This window comes from Herbiconiux dendrobii (assembly GCF_052048175.1).
GTDB lineage: Bacteria > Actinomycetota > Actinomycetes > Actinomycetales > Microbacteriaceae > Herbiconiux.
Map to the genome: position 1 here is coordinate 683,644 of NZ_JBLZQV010000002.1, position 16,115 is coordinate 699,758.

Below are 16,115 nucleotides of genomic sequence, written 5' to 3' on the forward strand. Positions count from 1 at the left end.
TCAACCCGCGGCTGCGGGCGACTCGTCTGCGGGCTGATCGGGGGTGGGATGCGGGGGAGCGGGGTGGGTGCCGGTCTCCGCGCGCCGCGCTCGCGGGGGAAGGGCCTCCGAACGGGCGTTCCGCCAGACACGGGTCGCCCTCTCCCAGAGGTCGGCGTTCGGCACGGGCTCGCCCGGCGCGAGCAACCGGTTCGTGGCGATCATCACGGCCACGGATGCGTCGGGCACGAAGCCGACGGCGACCCCGGTGAACCCCGGGTGGCCGAGGACCGTCACCGGTCCCTCACCGAGATCCGACTCGGAGCGCCGGAAGCCGATCGCCTGCTCGGGGTCGGCGGACGCCGCGAAGAACTGCTCGGCGACGGCGGGGTTCCAGAGATCGTCGTGGTCGCGGTAGTCGCTCAGCGCCGTGGCGAAGGCGAGCAGGTCCCGCGGGGTCGAGAACAGCCCCGCGTGGCCGGAGACCCCGCCGAACGCGTGGAACGCGTTGCCGTCGTTCACCTCGCCCACGAGCAGCTGCTCCCGCCACGACCCGAAATCCGTCTCGTCGAACGGCACCGGGTACGGGATGCCGGTGCGCACCATCCGTCGTTCGACCTCGTCACCCCACGAGGAGGCCGCGGTGCCGCCGCGTTCGGTGTCGACCGGATGCGCATAGCCGGTGGAGGTCAGGCCGAGCGGGGCGAAGACGAGGCGCGATGCCGCATCCGCCAGTCGTTCACCGGTGACGCTCTCGATCACGCGGCCGAGCAGCATGAAGCCGAGGTCGGAGTAGAGCCGCGTCGTTCCCGGGGCCGCGGTCAGAGGCAGCGCCGCGGCGAGCTCGAGGGCATCGGTCGAGGGATGCGCGGGCCCGCGAGGGCGGGTCGCACTCGGCGACGCAGCGTCAACATACAGCGGCCACCACGGCTGCAGACCGCCGCGGTGGGTGAGCAGGTCACGGAGGGTGACGTCGCTCTTGGCTCCGCCCGAGAACGGGGGAACGTAGCGTGCGACCCGGTCGTCGAGCGAGACCGAACCCGCCGAGACGAGGCGCAGCAGACTCGTGGTGGTGGCGAGCACCTTGGTGACGGAGGCGATGTCGAACGCGGTCTCCGGGGTCATCGGCAGGGAGGTCGCCGAAGCGGTCGTCGGCGGAATCCGGGAGCCGGCGCAGCCGAAGGCGTCTCCGGCCGGAGTGTGCAGGCCGAGCACGACGCCGGGGACGCCGGTGGAGAGCAGGTGCTCGGCGCCCGACTGCAGCACCGATTCGGCGGTCATCGCACGCCCCCCTCGGCGACGACGGGCTCTCGCAGCGAGACGATGCCGGCACCGGCTGACGGTGCGAGCACGATGGTGTCGCCGTCGTATCCGGCCCCGCCCTCGACGGCCGCGCCGGCGAGCCAGAGACCGGCGTCGAGGTCGTGAGCAGGGCCGCGGATGCCCGTGTCGCGAGCGGAACTGGCGTCGAGAGCCGACGCGAGGCCGGCGGCGGCTCCGATGCCCACCGTCGACTCCATCATGCAGCCGACGATGACGGGCACGCCGGCCGATGCGGCCAGCTCGGCCATCTCGCGTGCACGGGTGAGACCGCCGCTCTTGGCGAGTTTCAGGTTGACGGCGTCGGCGGCTCGGCGACGGATGATCTCGCGGAGGTCTTCGGTGTCCCACACCGATTCGTCGGCGAGCACGGGGGTGTCGACGAGATCGGTCACTCGGGCCAGATCGTCCAGTTGGCGGGCGGCGACCGGCTGCTCGACGAACTCGAGGCCCACGCCGGCGTCCTCCCAGCCCCGGGTGAGGGCGATGGCCCGGTCGGCGGTCCAGGCCTGGTTGGCGTCGACCCGCAGACCGATGCCCGGGCCGATCGCGTCGCGCACGACACGCACCGCCAGATCGTCGTCGCCGCCGGCGCCGACCTTGACCTTCAGGGTGCGGAAGCCGGCCGCGACGTGGCGCCGGGCGTCGTCGGCCAGCCGTCCGTGATCGGGCGTGGCGGACAGGGTCATGTCCGAGGTCACCGACCCGGACATGCCACCGAGGAACTCGAACAGCGGCGCACCGGCGCACTGCGCGGCGAGATCGTGCAGGGCGCAGTCGACGCCCGATCGCGCACTGGCGTTCTGCACCACACTGCCGGCCACCGCGTCGCCGAGATCGGCGAGATCCATCGGGTCGCGGCCGAGTACCGCGTCGCCCACCGGGCCCGTGACGGCCGTTTCGACGCTCGCCGGGCTCTCGCCCGTGACCCGCCAGCTGACGGGCGACTCGCCCCAGCCGCTCCGGCCATCCGAGTCGACCAGCTGCACCAGCACGGTCTGCAGCGTGGTCGCCGTGCGCACCGCGGTGACGAACGGCCGCCGGAGCGGAACCGAGACGTGGTGCACGACGACGCGCTCGATCGTGCTCACGAGCTGCTCCTCGCGGATCCGGCGAGCGAGGATGCGAGAGCCCGCTTCTGAAGGAGCGTGCCCGCGGTCACCGCCGCCACGAGCATCATGGCGGCGATCATCGCGGGAGCGAAGGGCGACAGGGAAGCCGAGCCCGGCGCGAGGGTCGCGGCGAGCGGGATCGCAGCCCCGCCGGCCGCGCCGAGCGCGACGAGACCGGAGGCGACCGGCACCGAACGCGCTGCCGAGAGGCCTGCCAGGCCGAGGCCGAGCAGGAGGGCGTAGCACGGGCCGGCGAAGAACACCCCCGCGGCCAGCAGCACGATCGCCGCCGTCGGGGCGGTGCCGCTCGTGAGGGTGGCCGCGATCAGGGCTGCGGCGAGGCCGGCCGTCGCGACCAGCGTCACGGGGCGCGGCGTCCAGCGCCGGTCGGCGAGCGCGCCGGCGAACCGCCCGAGACTGATCAGCAACCAGAACGCGGAGGTGCCGAGCGCGGCGACAGCGGCGCTCGTGCCGAGCTCGACGGAGACCGTGGCGGCCGACCACCCCGACAGGATGGTCTCGACCCCGACGTAGCAGAACACGGCGACCGCCATGAGCGCCGTTCGGAGAGGCAGGGCCCGGCCGCCAAACGCCGCGGACTCGTCTAAGCCGCCTCGGGCATCCTCGACGACGCAGCGACGGATCACCAGGGCGACCACGACCTGCAGCACGGCGGCGACGGCGGCCACCAGACGGACGGCACCGAACGACGACGAGACCAGCACGACGACCGGCGTGACGGTGGCCACGAGTGCGACGGCGAGAGTCAGCCGCACGAGCAGGCCCGGAGCGGTCTCCGCGGCGAGCACCTTCGCACTCGCGGTGCCCGCGACCTCGACGAGCCCGAATCCGAACCCCGAGAGCCCCGCGGCGACGATGAACCAGAGCGGCGACGGCGACGCCGCCACGCCGGCCAGGCCGAGCGCCTGCAGGAGGGCGCCGACCAGGATGATCCGCGGCAGTGCGAATCGCATCCGGAGCAGAGGTGCCCCGAGCACGCCGGCCAGCACTCCGAAGAACACCGCGGGGATCGCCGGTGCCACCTCGGCGATCGACACCGAGAACTCCAGCGCCATCGACGGGAGGATGGCCGGCACCGTGGCCGCCGTCACCCCGAGCCCCGCGAACGCGAGCAGCACGCCACGCCGGGCACCGGTCGCCGCGTCGGTCGGGAGTGCTGTCGCCCTGCTCACGGCCGGCGCCCCTCGGGGGTGCTCGGGCGGGAGGGGACGGGTCGCGACATCCGCAGTTCGACCTCGCCGTAGGCGGCCTCGACCCGGGTCGTGCCGTCGTCACGCCAGCCCTGCGAGCGGTAGAAGTCGATCGAGGGGCGGTTCGCCGCGAAGACCCAGAGCCGGGCCTCCTGCGCCGAGGTGGCCGCGATGGAGTCGACGGCCGCGCCGAGGAGCAGCTTTCCGAGCCCGCGGCCCTGTGCGGTGGGCGAGACGTAGAGGGATTCGACGACGGCGACCCGAACGCCGTTCTCGACCGTGGGCTCGAGCGCGTGCCGGGTCATCCCGAGGACGGTGCCCGGAGCGTTCTCGTCCTCGGCCACGAGGATCCGGCTGGCCGGTGTGGCGAGCGCCGTCGACCAGAGGATCCGGGCGCGATCCTCGGGCATCGAGCCGGTCAGCTCCGGCGGGAGCACCTCGGAATAGCTCTCTCGCCAGCACGCCAGGAACACCTCGACCATCGCGTCGAGGTCGCCCGGCGTCGCGTCGCGCACCGTGACGGTCACCGGCCCTCCGGCGTCGGGACGGTTCCGGAGCGCAGCGTCAATCCGGTGAGCGCGCCGACGACGGGCTCCGGCAGCCGCAGAGCACCGGTGCCGGGGGTGATCGTGCCGAGGATGCGGGCCTCGCGGGCCCCCGTGGCCGTGGGCACCGTCGAGGGCACGCCGTGCAGGGTGCACCAGCCGATGAGGGCGAAGGCGATGGCCTCCTTGTCGTCGGTCGGTGCGCCGAAGTCGTCCGAGGCGACCAGGCTCACGGCCGGGAGCCGCGCGGCGAGACGGCTGATGAGCTCGCGGTTGCGCCATCCGCCACCGGAGACCACCAGGGTCTCCACGCCGTGGGCCGAGACGTCTTGGGCGACCGTCGCCGCCGTGAGCTCGGTGAGCGTCGACACGAGATCGGCGGTGCCGACGTCGCGGCCGAGGGTCTCGAGCGCGGAGTCGACGTAGGCGGCGTTGAACAGCTCCTTGCCGGTGCTCTTGGGGGCGGGCAGCCGGTAGTACGGCTCCGCGAGGAGCAGCTCGAGCAGCTCGGCGTCCACGGTTCCGGCGGCGGCGATGCGGCCGTCGACGTCGAAGCCCGACGGATGCGCGCCGCGCGTCACGACGACGGCGTCGATGAGCGAGTTGGCCGGCCCGATGTCGTAGGCGATCGATCCGCCCGCGGCGTCGTCGGGACCCTCGACGACGGTCATGTTCGAGATGCCGCCGAGGTTCAGTGCCGCGGTGCGACCGGGCGCCGCCCGGAGCAGCAGCTCGTCGAGGAAGGACACCAGCGGCGCGCCCTGACCGCCCGCCGCGATGTCACGGATGCGCACGTCGGAGACGACCGGAACCCCGGTGGCCTCGGCGATCCAGGCCGGCTGACCGATCTGCAGCGTGCCGAGCGCGCGGCCGCCCTGCACCCAGTGGAACACCGTCTGCCCGTGCGAGGTGATCACGTCGACGGGCGCGTCGAGCCCGGCGCAGACCGTCGCGGCCGCCTCGGCGAAGGCCTGGCCGATGAGGGTGTCGAGTTCCGCCATCTCGGCGAGCGTCGTCGAGGCCGGGGGGAGGGCGGCGAGGATGCGCGCGCGCAGCTCCGGACGGTACGGAACGCTGGTCGAGTGCACCAATACTCCTGCGAGGGCGCCCCCGTCGAGGAACTCGAAATCGACCACGGCGACGTCGATGCCGTCGTGGGAGGTGCCCGAGATCATGCCGAGAGTCCTCATGCGCCGGCCTCCCCGGCCGATCGGCCGACGGAACGGGCCGCGGATGCGCCATCCAGGGCCTCGCGCAGCCGCCCGTCGGCGGCCTCCAGCACGCGGCGGGCCTCGTCGAGAGCGAGCCCGCTGCGCAGGCGCACGACGGCGGCCTTGAGGTCGAAGCCCGAGTCCTCGAGCATCGCGGCGGCCTGGTCGGCGGAAACCTCGGCGATCGTGGCCACGATCCGCACCGCCCGCGCCCGGAGCTTCGCGTTCGTGGCCCGCACGTCGACCATCAGGTTCCCGTACGTCTTGCCGAGGCGGATCATCACGATCGTGGAGAACATGTTGAGCACCAGCTTCTGCGCGGTGCCGGCCTTCAACCGGGTCGAGCCGCTGATGAACTCGGGGCCCACCACGACCTCGAGGCCGAACTCCGCAGCCGTACTGAGCTCGGTGTCGACGTTGCACGACAGCCCGACCGTCACGGCGCCGCGCCGCCGGGCCTCCTCGACCGCCGCGACGACGAAGGGGGTGCGGCCGCTCGAGGCGATGCCGATCACGCTGTCGTTCGGGCCGACGGCCGCGTCCGCGATCGCCTGCCGGCCGGCCACGGGGTCGTCCTCGGCTCCCTCGATCGGCGACACGATGGCCTCCGGGCCGCCGGCGATGATGCCGAAGACCTGCTCGGGCGGCGTGCCGAAGGTGGGCGGGCTCTCCGAGGCGTCCAGCACCCCGATGCGGCCCGGGGTACCCGCTCCGACATAGATCAGCCGGCCGCCCGTGGTCGACATCCGCTCGGCCACCGCTTCGAGCGCGGGCACGATGCGGGGGAGTTCTGCGGCGATGGCGGCCGGCACGGTCGAGTCGGCCTCGTTCATCAGGCGCGCGAGGTCGGCGATCGGCAGGCGGTCGATCTCCGAGTAGCGCTCGTCGACGGCCTCGGTCGTCAGGCGGCCCGTGGGGTCGCCGTCGAGTCCGGTGGGGTTCATCGTGTACCTCTGTTCCGTGGGTCGAGCGTGTCGCGCAGTCCGTCTCCGAGGAGGTTCAGTCCGACGATGAGCAGCACGAGCACGGTGCCCGGGGCGATCATCGTCCAGGGGGCGACGTAGAGCAGGGTGCGGGCGTCGTAGATCATCGAGCCCAGGGACGGTGCGGGCGGCGGGGTGCCGAGTCCGAGGAAGCTCAGCGACGCCTCGGTGAGTACGGCCCAGGACAGCGAGAGCGTGACCTGCACGATGATGATCGACGTGATGTTGGGCAGCACGTGGGTGACCATGATGCGGGAGCGGCGCATCCCGGTGCTCGTGGCCGCCCGCACGAACTCGATCTCCCGCAACGACAGCACGGGACCGCGGGTGACCCGCACAAAGATCGGCACGTAGACGATGGCGATGGCGATGGCGACGGTGAGCCAGTTGCGCTCGAACACCGACGCGAGCGACAGGGCGAGCAGCAGCGGAGGGAACGCGAAGAGCACGTTGGTCACCCCGCCGATCACGGTGTCGGAGACTCCGCGGTAGAACCCCGCCACGAGCCCGGCGGCGGTTCCGACCAGCGCCGAGATGGCGACCGCCACCACCGCGATCACGGTGGAGTTGGCCACTCCGGCGGCCACCCGCGAGAACATGTCGCGACCGAACTGGTCGGTGCCGAACCAGTGGGCGGCACTCGGCGGCATCAGCCGCGCGGCCGGATCCTGAGCGGCCGGATCGTAGGGCGTGAGCCCGAACAGTGCGAGCAGGGCCACGATCACGAGCAGCGTCGTGACGACGACACCGATCATCGCACTGGGACTGCGGAGGATCGCGCGCACACGATTCGATCGGAGTCCGGTCGCCGCGGGGATGCCCGCGGTCTGCACGACGCCGCTCATGCGGCACGCACCCGAGGATCGATGACCCGGTAGAGCAGGTCGGTGAGCAGGTTCACGAGCACGAAGACGAGAGCGATGACGAGCACGGTGCTCTGCACGAGGGCATACTCCTTCTGTTGGATGCCGATCAGCACGAGGCGGCCGATGCCGGGGAGCGAGAAGATCTGCTCCACCACCACCGCGCCGCCGAGCAGATAGCCGAACTGCAGGCCCGTCATGGTGACGATCGGCACCATCGCGTTGCCGAGCACGTGCGAGACCGCGAGCCGCCGGGGCGGCACCCCTTTGGCCTTCGCCGTGCGCACGAAGTCGAGCGAGCGCACCTCGAGAAGGGCCGTTCGGGCGGTGCGCATGATCGGGGCCGCGATCCCGAAGCCCAGCACGAGCGCGGGAAGCAGCATCTGCTGGAGGTTGAGCAGCGGGTTCTGCAGCAGCGTGGCGTACCCCTGCCCGTTCGGGTTGAACATGAGGGTCGAGGCCAGCACGCTCAGGAGCGTGGTGCCCAGCAGGAAGGCGGGCACGGAGAGCCCGGCGAGGCCCACCACCTGGCCCACCCCGTCGCGGAACGAGTCGGGCTTGGAGGCGGAGAGCATCCCGAGCGGGATGCCGATGACCAGGGCGAGCACGATCGAGATGATCGCGAGCTCGATGGTGACGGGGAGCGCCTGGGCGATCAGGTCGCCGACGCTCTGCTGCGCCCGCGACGAGAACCCGAGGTTGCCCGTGAAGATGTTGCCGAGCCAGCTGAAGAACTGCACGACGAGCGGCTTGTCGAGCCCGTAGTACGACTCGAGCGCGGCCTGCTGGGAAGGGGTGAGCGCGGCGGCCTCGGTACCGAGGCCCGCCGTGATCTGGTTGCCCGGGATGGCGCGGAGCATGATGAAGACGAAGATCGCCACTCCGAGGAGGGTGAGCAGGGCCTGCACCACGCGGCGCACGACGCCGTTGCGGGTGACTTTCTGTAGGAGCATGTGTTGGTCCATCCGTGGGTGGGGATACGACGGCTCGGCCGCATCCCCACCGGATCAGATCAGGCCGGTGTCAACCGACGGTGGTGGTCCGCAGGTACTGCAGCGATCCGTTGGCCATCGGCACGAAGCCCTGCACCGTGGAGTTGGTCGCGGTGTACGAGTAGCTGGTGAACATCCAGATCCAGGCGGCGTTGTCCTCGAGGTCGGCCGAGATCTCGTCGTAGATCGCCTTCCGCGCATCGGGGTCGGAGGTGGCCTTGCCCTCGGCGAACAGCTGGTCGAGCTCGGGCGAGCTGTAGCCCGCGACCTTGTTCAGGTTCCCGGTGCTGGTGAAGTAGCGGCCGTACATCCCGTCGGGGTCGGGCCGTCCGCCGTTCAGGGCGACCGCGGCGTCGAAGTCGCCGGCGACCCAGCGGTCGACGTAGGCGCCCGACTCGAGCACCTCGAGGTTCAGCGTGATGCCGGCGTCGGCGAGCTGCGACTGCAGGTTCTGGGCCTCGTTCACGCTCGTGGCGTACTCGCCCTGCGAGACGATCGTGTCGATTGTGACGCCACCCGACTTGCCGGCCTTGGCAAGGTAGTCCTTCGCCTTGTCGAGGTCGCGCGTGGGGCACGGGCGCGCATCCGGGTCGGACTTGTAGGCGGGCGACGTGATCGGCCCGGTCACCTCGCCCTCGCCGAGCGCGGCGGTCTGCAGCACCTCGTCGCGGTCGACCGCGCACTGGATGGCCAGCCGCACGTTGACGTCGGAGAGCACGTCGCGGCTCGCGTTGAGCTGCAGCGCGTGGTAGCTCAGCTGCGGCGTCTTCGTGATGCCGACCGTGCCGGTCTCGGCCGTCTGAGCCACCAGCGGGTCGTCGAACACCGCGAACTGCACGTTGCCCGACTGCAACGCCGAGACGATCGAGGTCTCGTCGGGGATGACGCGGAACTCCACCGAGGCGAGGGTGGCCGCGTCGCCCCAGTAGTCGTCGAAGCGCGAGAGCGTGAGCGACTGGCTGGCCGTGCGGTCGTCGAACTTGAACGGGCCGGTGCCGTTGGGCGTGGTGTTGAGCGTCTGCTCGGTGTCATCGGAGGAGAGGATGGCCATGTTCACGCTGGCGAGCCCCGCGAGCAGGCCCGCATCGGGCGTGGCGAGGTGGAGCACCACGGTGCCCGCATCCGGAGCGTCGACCGAGGTCACCGACGCCAGGGTCGCAGCGGCGACCGCGGCGGTGGCCTCGTCCTTGATCTTGTCGAGCGACGACTTCACGTCGGCGGAGTCGAACGCGCTGCCGTCGTCGAAGGTGACCCCGTCACGGAGGGTGAACGTGACGGTCAGGCCGTCGTCGGACACCGTCCACGACTCGGCGAGACCCGGAACCACGTTGAGGTCCTGGTCGAACTCGGTGAGCGTGCCGTAGATGTTCTGCAGCACGTTCACCGACTGGAACTGGGTGGCCTTCCAGGGGAAGAGCGTGTCGGGGTCGCTGGTCACGCCGACCACGAGTGCGCCGTCGGTGCTCGTCGACGACGACGAGGTGCTGGTGGGGCTGCTGGCGGTGCAGCCGCTGATCATGAGCGTGATCGCGGCCGCGGCACTGGCCGCCGCGATCCAGCCCGCGGGCCGGGAACCGTGTGACATGACTACTCCCTTGTGGATTCCTGATCGGATGTCTGGTGGTGCGCTGGGTGCGAGAGCCGACGGCGACCCGAGCAGGATCACGGGATGTCGACTTCGAGATCAACCGTACGGCACATACTTACACAGAATATTTCCGATGCGTAACTTAATTCCGTAAAATTGTTTCGTCGGGGAGAAGCGGTGAAGTAGTGTGGCCGACATCGACCTCGGAGGAGTTGGGGAATGACCACAGAGGCCACGTCGCGGCCGGAGTCGCGCACCGTCCTGGTGGCCATGCGTGCCGCGATTCCCTCCCTACCGCCGTCTGAGCGCCGCGTCGCCGAGGTGTTCCTCGACGATCCGACCGCAGCATCCGCCCTCTCCATCGCCGAACTCGCGGACGCCTGTGCGGTGTCCACGACGTCAGTGGTGCGGTTCTACCGTCGAATCGGCTACACGCGATTCAAAGACCTGAGGATGGATCTGACCCGAGAGATCACACGGGAGACCTTGGAGAACTCCTCGTTCTCCGCGGTCTCCGGCGACATCGACCGGGCCGACACGCTCGAGGACATCGTGTCGAAGGTGGCCCTCAACGAGACGCTGTCGATAAGCGACACCGTGAAGACACTCGACATCACCGCTCTCGGCGAGGCCGTGCAGGCCGTGCTCGGCGCCCGCCGCATCGACATCTTCGGGGTGGGCGCCAGTTCGGTCGTCGGCCTCGACCTGCAGCAGAAGCTCTCCCGCATCGGCCGCACCGCCCTCACCTGGCCCGACGCCCACGCCGCCTGGACCGCCGCCACGGTGCTCGGCGAGGACGCGACCGCGATCGCGATCTCCCACTCGGGCAGCACCGTCGACACCATCGACTTCCTGGCGCTCGCGGCGGCATCCGGAGCGAAGACCATCGCCGTGACGAACTTCGACTCGTCGCCGCTCGCTGCCCGGGCCGACGTGGTGCTCACCACCGCCGCCCGCGAGACGCGCTTCCGGTCTGGGGCGCTGGGCAGCCGTATCGCGCAGCTGATGGTGATCGACTGCCTGTTCACCGGGGTCGCCCAGGCGTCGTACGACGAGTCGATCGGCGCGCTACGGAAGACCTACGAGGCCGTGCGCGGTCGCACCGTCGGCTGACAGGTCACATCGCCATGCTGGCGTAGTGGGGCAACTCGGCCAGCCTTTTGCTGTAGTCGAGTCGACTCTCATCGCCGAGTCTTCGCAGCATCACGCCGTCGTCGCGGCCGGTGGTGCCACCTGTGCTCCTGAAGCCTCACAATATGCAGGTAGCTCGCGCATGGTGGCGGGGGCCAGTTGGTAGTAGCCCACGATCACGATGCCGGCGAAGGCCGCCAGCACACCGCTGAGCACGTAACCGGTGATGGCGGGGGCGCTACGGCACACTGTCGTGGATCTTGACATTTCATCATGTTCGAGCGTACCTTTCTGCTACCCCCGTATGGGGGGGCAGTCGAAGGGAATGATCATGCAGAAGATGAGAATCCTCGCTGCAGTTGCAGCACTCCTGATGGTCGGTGCCGCGACCCTGCAACCGGTGATGGCGCAAGCGCACCAGTCAGACGTAGCCGCATCGAGCGACCAGGCGACGATCGACCTACTGACCAAGTTCGGAGTGCCACCGCACCAGCAGATGGCGCTGCTGGAGGTAGCCGCCTCGGGCGCTCCGTGGGATGTCTATCGCGAAGGCGCGGTCCCTTCCCTTGTCGAACGCGCCTCGATAGACGGCGTGGAGTACCAGATCAGGCGGTTCCCTGACGGCTCGTTCTCCGCTGTCGGTGTGGAGACTCCAATCGAATCACGCGGAACAGCACCGTCTTCGGCTGAATCCGACCCGGCAATCACGCAGTGCACCTACACGACCGGGTCAGGCCACCAGAGCGTCACCGGATGTCAGATCGATGGCGTGTGGGGAACCATCGTCGTCGGTGCAATCGGCGTCGGCTACACCCTGGTGGATGGTGGTCTCGACCGCATGACCGACTATGGCTACGGCTATCAGCAATGCCTCATCCCGACCAGCTGTTCATCGCCGAGCCTCGTCATGAGTCAGGACATCGAAGGCAGCACCGCGGCTCACGGCCGCTGGCAGGCCGACGTCTCGGCGCCCTGGGGCTCGTGGAACGTCTGGATTCAACTCAACGTCGGCGATGACTCCGCCTGGCAATCCAACTCGTGAGAAGAGAAGACACATGAATGAGACGGTCTCACCAGTAGTTCCGTTCTTCCCGACGATTCTCGGCTACGGCATCTTCGTGCTTTGGGTCGCGCTGCTCGCGATCGCTGTGTTGACCCTCCTGCGCGCGGGAGGCATGTCTGTCCTCGGCCGAGCACTGTGGTGCCTGGCCATGATCGTGTTCCCCGTACTCGGATGTCTCGCCTGGCTCGTCTACTACGGCCTCAACCGCCAGACCCTGCGTTCGATCAAGACGTGAGCCCGCGAGGCGTCGACGTCGAGGGCTCTCCCCGCCAGCCGGGAGAGCCCTTCTCGTGGGTATGCCGCGACCTCGAGGTCAGGCCGCGCGGCGGCGGCCGTAGAGGGAGATGACGATCAGGATGATTGCGCCGTAGATGAGCTGCTGGATGTTCGCACCGAGGTTGAGCACGGTGACGAGCGTCGAGACCTGGCCGAGCACGAGCGCGCCGCCGACGGTGCCGACGACGGAGCCGCGGCCGCCGAAGATCGACGCGCCACCCACCACGACCGCCGCCACCGAGGCGAGCAGGTAGCTCGCGCCCATGGTGGCAGAGGCCTGCTGGTAATAGCCCACGATCACGATGCCGGCGAAGGCCGCCAGCACACCGCTGAGCATGTAGCCGGTGATGCGGATGCGGTCGACCGGCAGCCCTGCCAGGCGCGCGGTCTCGGCCGCTGCGCCCACCACGAACAGCGAGCGTCCCCAGCCGGTGAACGAGAGCACCAGCTGCAGCACGAGCATCAGCGCGAGCCCCAGCGGCAGCACCGCGGGCATCGTGATGCCGAGCAGCGAGATCTTCGCCGAGGTGATCGCGATCACGAAGTCGGGCGTCACCGTCAGCTCCGAGAAGTTGAACGCGAGCAGGATGACGCCGAACAGCAGCCCGTTCATGGCGATCGTCGTCACGATGGGCGTCAGCCCCAGCTTCGCGATCACGGCCCCGTTGAAGAAGCCGATCAGCGCGCCGGCCGCCAGGGCCGCCACGAAGGCGCCCACCGGACCGAGCGGCCCCACGAGCGTCAGAAACGCCAGCGCCGAGAAGCCGATCGTGTTCGGCACCGAGAGGTCGATGCCCGCCTGGATCACCGCGATCGTCTGCCCGTAGGAGGCGATCGAGAGGATGATCGCGAAGGTCGCCGTGCCGATCAGCGAGTCGACCGTCACGAGGTTCGGCCGGATCAGGCCGCCCACCGCGAACAGCACCACGAAGGCCACGAGCGGCCAGACGGCGCGCGGCACCCGTGACAGGAACGACGCGTGGGAGCCGCGCGGCGAGTCCGACGGCGACGAGGAGTCGGGCGAGGGCGAAGCCGATCCGTCAGCCGGCCCGCCGGTGTCGAGCCCGGGCGCGGTGCCGAGCGGACCGGTCGACGCGGGCGTGCCCACCGTCTCGGGAGTTCCGGTGACGGAGGAGGTTCCGGGCGTGGTCACGAGCGTGCCCCTTTCGCGAAGAACGCGACCCGTCTCCAGACGACCGGGATGCCCACGACCGCGACGATGATGAGTGCGCTGATGACGTACTGCCAATAGGAGTTGACCCCGGCGAAGAACAGCAGGTTGCCGATCAGGCCCAGGGTGCAGGCGGCCAGGATGGTGCCGATGATCGAGCCGCGCCCGCCGGTGAAGGCGGCGCCGGCGAGAGCCACGGCCGCGATCGAGGACAGTAGGTACGGGTCGCCCGATCGGGGGTCGCCGGTCACGGTCGAGGAGGCGAGCATCATCGCACCGAACGAGGTGATGACCCCGGCCAGCCCGAACGCCAGCAGCTTGGTGAGGCGCGCGTTCAGGCCGGCGGCCCGCACGCTCTCCATGTTCGAGCCGACGCCGTAGATGTGCCGGCCGAGCGCCGTGCGCTGCAGCAACAGCCAGAGCAGCACGGCGACGACCGCGAGCCACACCAACGCGACCGGCACGTACGGCAGCAGTTCGCCGCTGGTCGCCAGGTAGATCTCCTTGGTCACACCGCCGCCCGGCCGGTCAAGCACCTCACGGGCGAGCGAGCCGAAAATGAAGGCGCTGGCCAGGGTGACCGCGATGGCCGGCAAGCCGCCGTAGGCCACGAGCAGACCGTTGAACAGGCCACAGGCCAGGCCCACCCCCATCGAGAGCAGGATGGCGACCGGCACCGGCATGGTCTCCAGCTGCACCGCGAACACCACGTTGCACAGGCTCATGATGGCGCCGATGGAGATGTCGATGCCGCCCACCAGCACGATGATCAGCTGCCCGAGCGCCACCAGCGCCAGCGGCACCACGAGGTTCGCCGCGGTCTGCAGCTGGAACCGCGTGAGCAGCGCCGGGTTGATGATCACGTACACCACGAAGAACACCACGAAGGCACCGATCGGGGCCACCGCACCCTCGCGGCGCAACCGCACCACGCCGGTGCCGTTCCACCACCGGGTGGCGAACGAGGGGGAGGGGGAGATGGCGCTCATCGGACGAGCCCTTCCTGTGCGACGTTCGAGTTCGGGGGTGAGGAGATGGGGGCTCCGGATGCCGCGGCCGCGGTCTGCGCGGCGAGGCTGCCGGTGGCACCCACCGCGGCGCCCACCACGTTGTCGGCGGTGAGCCGGTGGTCGATCAGCTCGTCGGCCACCTGCCCCTGGTAGAGCACCACCACGCGGTGGCACACGTGCACGAGCTCTTCGACCTCGGTCGAGAACCACAGGATGCCGACGCCCTGCTTCGCGAGGTCGACGATCGCGCCGTAGAGCTCCTGCTTGGCCCGCACGTCGATGCCGCGGGTGGGGTCGTGCAGCAGGATGACCGTGCGATCGCGGTTCATCCAGCGTCCGAACACGAGCTTCTGCTGGTTGCCGCCGGAGAGCGACCCGGCCAGCTCGTTCGGCCCGCGGGTGCGCACCGAGAGGGCGTTCAGGATGCCGTCGATCCAGCCGCGTTCACGGGAGAGACGGGGTCGCCCGCCGAGCTGGTAGGCCCGGTACCAGGGCGCCAGCAGGTTCTCGCCGACGCTCATCTCGAGGGCGAGGCCCTCTCGCTTGCGGTCTTCGGGAACGTAGCCGAGGCCGTTGGCGACCGCGCGCACGGGGGTGGTGCGGCGGATGCGGCGCCCGCCCACGGTCCACGAGTCGGCCTGCGCCGGGCTCGCTCCGAACAGGGCGCGCAGCAGCTCGGCCTGACCGTGGCCCTGCAGGCCGCCGATGCCGAGGATCTCACCGGCACCGAGCGAGAGGTCGATGCCGTGCAGGCCCTCGGCCCGCAGGTTCTCGACCGATAGCGCCACAGCATCCGTCGTCCTGGCCGGGGGCGAGGGGAAGAAGCGCTCGGCCTCGCGGCCGGCCATCATCGAGATCAGTTCGTCGTCGGTCCAGCCGCCGCGCACGAACTCGCCGGCGACCTTGCCGTCGCGCAGCACGGTGCCGCGGTCGGCGATCTCGGCGATCTCGCCGAGGCGGTGCGAGACGTAGATCACGCTGCCGCCGCGGGCGGTGAGCTCGCGGATACGGGCGAACAGCCAGGCGACGCCGGGTGGGGTGAGGGCGGAGGAGGCCTCGTCGAGGATGAGCAGCTTCGGGTCGCCGGCCAGGGCGCGGGCGATCTCGACCAGCTGGCGGTCGGCGAGGGAGAGGGTGTCGACGGCCGCGCGCGGGTCGATCTGCGGCAGGTGAAGCGTCTCGAGCAGCTGCTTCGCCTTGGCCACCGACTTCTTCTGCGAGAAGCCGCGCAGCGGCGCGCCGTCGGGGAGGGAGAGGTTCTCGGCCACGGTCCAGTCGGGCACGAGAGCCAGCTCCTGGAAGGCGCAGCGCACGCCGGAGAGGCGCGACTGCTTGACGCTGCCCGAGGCGAGCGGTTCGCCCGCCACGGTGATGCTGCCGGAGGTGGGGGTCACGGCTCCCGCCAGCATCTTGGCGACGGTGCTCTTGCCGGCGCCGTTCTCGCCCACCAGGGCGAGCACTTCGCCCGGGTTGCAGTGGAAGGTGACGCCCTGCACGGCCTTGACGGGGCCGTAGCTCTTCACCAGGTCGGTGGCGGCCAGCAGGGGCGCCGCGGCGGTGGCAGGGGCGGTGCCGGGCGCGGTGGGGTCGGACACGAATGCTCCGTTCGAGGGGAGGACGAGAAAGCGGAAGGGATGGCACGGGTGCTGCGGCCGCGAGG

16 protein-coding genes are annotated in these 16,115 nt (G+C 70.3%); 3 read left to right on the top strand and 13 right to left on the bottom strand.

The window, feature by feature from the left end; all coding sequences use genetic code 11:
- The 9 genes from ACN4JJ_RS08125 to ACN4JJ_RS08165 form a co-directional block, all read right to left on the bottom strand.
- Positions 1-1,260 (bottom strand): serine hydrolase domain-containing protein, encoded by a 1,260-nt coding sequence (locus ACN4JJ_RS08125; protein WP_440709404.1) that lies wholly within the window; start codon positions 1,258-1,260, stop codon positions 1-3.
- Positions 1,257-2,390 carry a dipeptide epimerase gene (locus ACN4JJ_RS08130; protein WP_440709405.1) on the bottom strand — a complete coding sequence of 378 codons (1,134 nt, stop codon included), beginning with the start codon at positions 2,388-2,390 and terminating at the stop codon, positions 1,257-1,259. Before ACN4JJ_RS08130 ends, ACN4JJ_RS08125 begins: the two co-directional genes overlap by 4 nt.
- Positions 2,387-3,604 (bottom strand): MFS transporter, encoded by a 1,218-nt coding sequence (locus ACN4JJ_RS08135; protein ID WP_440709406.1) that lies wholly within the window; start codon positions 3,602-3,604, stop codon positions 2,387-2,389. The genes ACN4JJ_RS08130 and ACN4JJ_RS08135 overlap by 4 nt, the downstream gene beginning before the upstream one ends.
- Positions 3,601-4,149 carry a GNAT family N-acetyltransferase gene (locus ACN4JJ_RS08140; protein ID WP_440709407.1) on the bottom strand — a complete coding sequence of 183 codons (549 nt, stop codon included), beginning with the start codon at positions 4,147-4,149 and terminating at the stop codon, positions 3,601-3,603. The genes ACN4JJ_RS08135 and ACN4JJ_RS08140 overlap by 4 nt, the downstream gene beginning before the upstream one ends.
- Positions 4,146-5,357: an anhydro-N-acetylmuramic acid kinase gene (locus tag ACN4JJ_RS08145; RefSeq protein WP_440709408.1), complete on the bottom strand. Its 1,212-nt coding sequence runs from the start codon at positions 5,355-5,357 to the stop codon at positions 4,146-4,148. The genes ACN4JJ_RS08140 and ACN4JJ_RS08145 overlap by 4 nt, the downstream gene beginning before the upstream one ends.
- Positions 5,354-6,322 carry an N-acetylmuramic acid 6-phosphate etherase gene (gene murQ / locus ACN4JJ_RS08150; protein ID WP_440709409.1) on the bottom strand — a complete coding sequence of 323 codons (969 nt, stop codon included), beginning with the start codon at positions 6,320-6,322 and terminating at the stop codon, positions 5,354-5,356. Before murQ ends, ACN4JJ_RS08145 begins: the two co-directional genes overlap by 4 nt.
- Positions 6,319-7,206, bottom strand: a complete 888-nt coding sequence (locus ACN4JJ_RS08155) for an ABC transporter permease (RefSeq protein ID WP_440709410.1) — start codon at positions 7,204-7,206, stop codon at positions 6,319-6,321. Before ACN4JJ_RS08155 ends, murQ begins: the two co-directional genes overlap by 4 nt.
- Entirely contained in the window at positions 7,203-8,177 is a 975-nt protein-coding gene (locus ACN4JJ_RS08160; RefSeq protein ID WP_440709411.1) for an ABC transporter permease, read from the bottom strand. The genes ACN4JJ_RS08155 and ACN4JJ_RS08160 overlap by 4 nt, the downstream gene beginning before the upstream one ends.
- 70 nt (positions 8,178-8,247) lie before the next feature.
- Positions 8,248-9,801 (bottom strand): ABC transporter substrate-binding protein, encoded by a 1,554-nt coding sequence (locus ACN4JJ_RS08165; RefSeq protein WP_440709412.1) that lies wholly within the window; start codon positions 9,799-9,801, stop codon positions 8,248-8,250.
- A 222-nt stretch (positions 9,802-10,023) separates the two neighbouring features.
- Here ACN4JJ_RS08165 and ACN4JJ_RS08170 point away from each other — a divergent pair, with 222 nt between their 5' ends.
- The gene (locus ACN4JJ_RS08170; RefSeq protein WP_440709413.1) at positions 10,024-10,917 is read left to right on the top strand and encodes a MurR/RpiR family transcriptional regulator; all 894 of its coding nucleotides are present in this window, start codon (positions 10,024-10,026) and stop codon (positions 10,915-10,917) included.
- Positions 10,918-11,007: 90 nt separating this feature from the next.
- On the opposite strand, the gene ACN4JJ_RS08175 is transcribed toward ACN4JJ_RS08170, so the two are convergent.
- Entirely contained in the window at positions 11,008-11,202 is a 195-nt protein-coding gene (locus tag ACN4JJ_RS08175) for a hypothetical protein (RefSeq protein ID WP_440709414.1), read from the bottom strand.
- A gap of 64 nt (positions 11,203-11,266) precedes the next feature.
- On the opposite strand from ACN4JJ_RS08175, the gene ACN4JJ_RS08180 reads away from it, so the two are divergent.
- Positions 11,267-11,977: a hypothetical protein gene (locus ACN4JJ_RS08180; protein ID WP_440709415.1), complete on the top strand. Its 711-nt coding sequence runs from the start codon at positions 11,267-11,269 to the stop codon at positions 11,975-11,977.
- Between the two features lie 13 nt (positions 11,978-11,990).
- Positions 11,991-12,233: a PLDc N-terminal domain-containing protein gene (locus ACN4JJ_RS08185; protein WP_440709416.1), complete on the top strand. Its 243-nt coding sequence runs from the start codon at positions 11,991-11,993 to the stop codon at positions 12,231-12,233.
- A gap of 78 nt (positions 12,234-12,311) precedes the next feature.
- Here ACN4JJ_RS08185 and ACN4JJ_RS08190 read toward each other — a convergent pair whose 3' ends face one another.
- From ACN4JJ_RS08190 to ACN4JJ_RS08200, 3 genes are read right to left on the bottom strand one after another with little or no spacing between them, the layout of a single operon-like run.
- Positions 12,312-13,427: an ABC transporter permease gene (locus tag ACN4JJ_RS08190; protein ID WP_440709417.1), complete on the bottom strand. Its 1,116-nt coding sequence runs from the start codon at positions 13,425-13,427 to the stop codon at positions 12,312-12,314.
- Positions 13,424-14,434 carry an ABC transporter permease gene (locus ACN4JJ_RS08195; protein ID WP_440709418.1) on the bottom strand — a complete coding sequence of 337 codons (1,011 nt, stop codon included), beginning with the start codon at positions 14,432-14,434 and terminating at the stop codon, positions 13,424-13,426. Before ACN4JJ_RS08195 ends, ACN4JJ_RS08190 begins: the two co-directional genes overlap by 4 nt.
- Positions 14,431-16,050 (bottom strand): sugar ABC transporter ATP-binding protein, encoded by a 1,620-nt coding sequence (locus tag ACN4JJ_RS08200; RefSeq protein WP_440709419.1) that lies wholly within the window; start codon positions 16,048-16,050, stop codon positions 14,431-14,433. Before ACN4JJ_RS08200 ends, ACN4JJ_RS08195 begins: the two co-directional genes overlap by 4 nt.
- Positions 16,051-16,115: the final 65 nt, after the last annotated feature.

Excerpts from the sequence above, each read along its gene's own strand:
- ACN4JJ_RS08180 (WP_440709415.1), top strand. The coding sequence starts at position 11,267 with ATGCAGAAGATGAGAATCCTCGCTGCAGTTGCAGCACTCCTGATGGTC.
- ACN4JJ_RS08160 (WP_440709411.1), bottom strand. The coding sequence starts at position 8,177 with ATGCTCCTACAGAAAGTCACCCGCAACGGCGTCGTGCGCCGCGTGGTG.
- ACN4JJ_RS08155 (WP_440709410.1), bottom strand. The coding sequence starts at position 7,206 with ATGAGCGGCGTCGTGCAGACCGCGGGCATCCCCGCGGCGACCGGACTC.
- ACN4JJ_RS08185 (WP_440709416.1), top strand. The coding sequence starts at position 11,991 with ATGAATGAGACGGTCTCACCAGTAGTTCCGTTCTTCCCGACGATTCTC.
- murQ (WP_440709409.1), bottom strand. The coding sequence starts at position 6,322 with ATGAACCCCACCGGACTCGACGGCGACCCCACGGGCCGCCTGACGACC.
- ACN4JJ_RS08170 (WP_440709413.1), top strand. The coding sequence starts at position 10,024 with ATGACCACAGAGGCCACGTCGCGGCCGGAGTCGCGCACCGTCCTGGTG.
- ACN4JJ_RS08175 (WP_440709414.1), bottom strand. The coding sequence starts at position 11,202 with ATGTCAAGATCCACGACAGTGTGCCGTAGCGCCCCCGCCATCACCGGT.
- ACN4JJ_RS08145 (WP_440709408.1), bottom strand. The coding sequence starts at position 5,357 with ATGAGGACTCTCGGCATGATCTCGGGCACCTCCCACGACGGCATCGAC.
- ACN4JJ_RS08195 (WP_440709418.1), bottom strand. The coding sequence starts at position 14,434 with ATGAGCGCCATCTCCCCCTCCCCCTCGTTCGCCACCCGGTGGTGGAAC.
- ACN4JJ_RS08125 (WP_440709404.1), bottom strand. The coding sequence starts at position 1,260 with ATGACCGCCGAATCGGTGCTGCAGTCGGGCGCCGAGCACCTGCTCTCC.
- ACN4JJ_RS08165 (WP_440709412.1), bottom strand. The coding sequence starts at position 9,801 with ATGTCACACGGTTCCCGGCCCGCGGGCTGGATCGCGGCGGCCAGTGCC.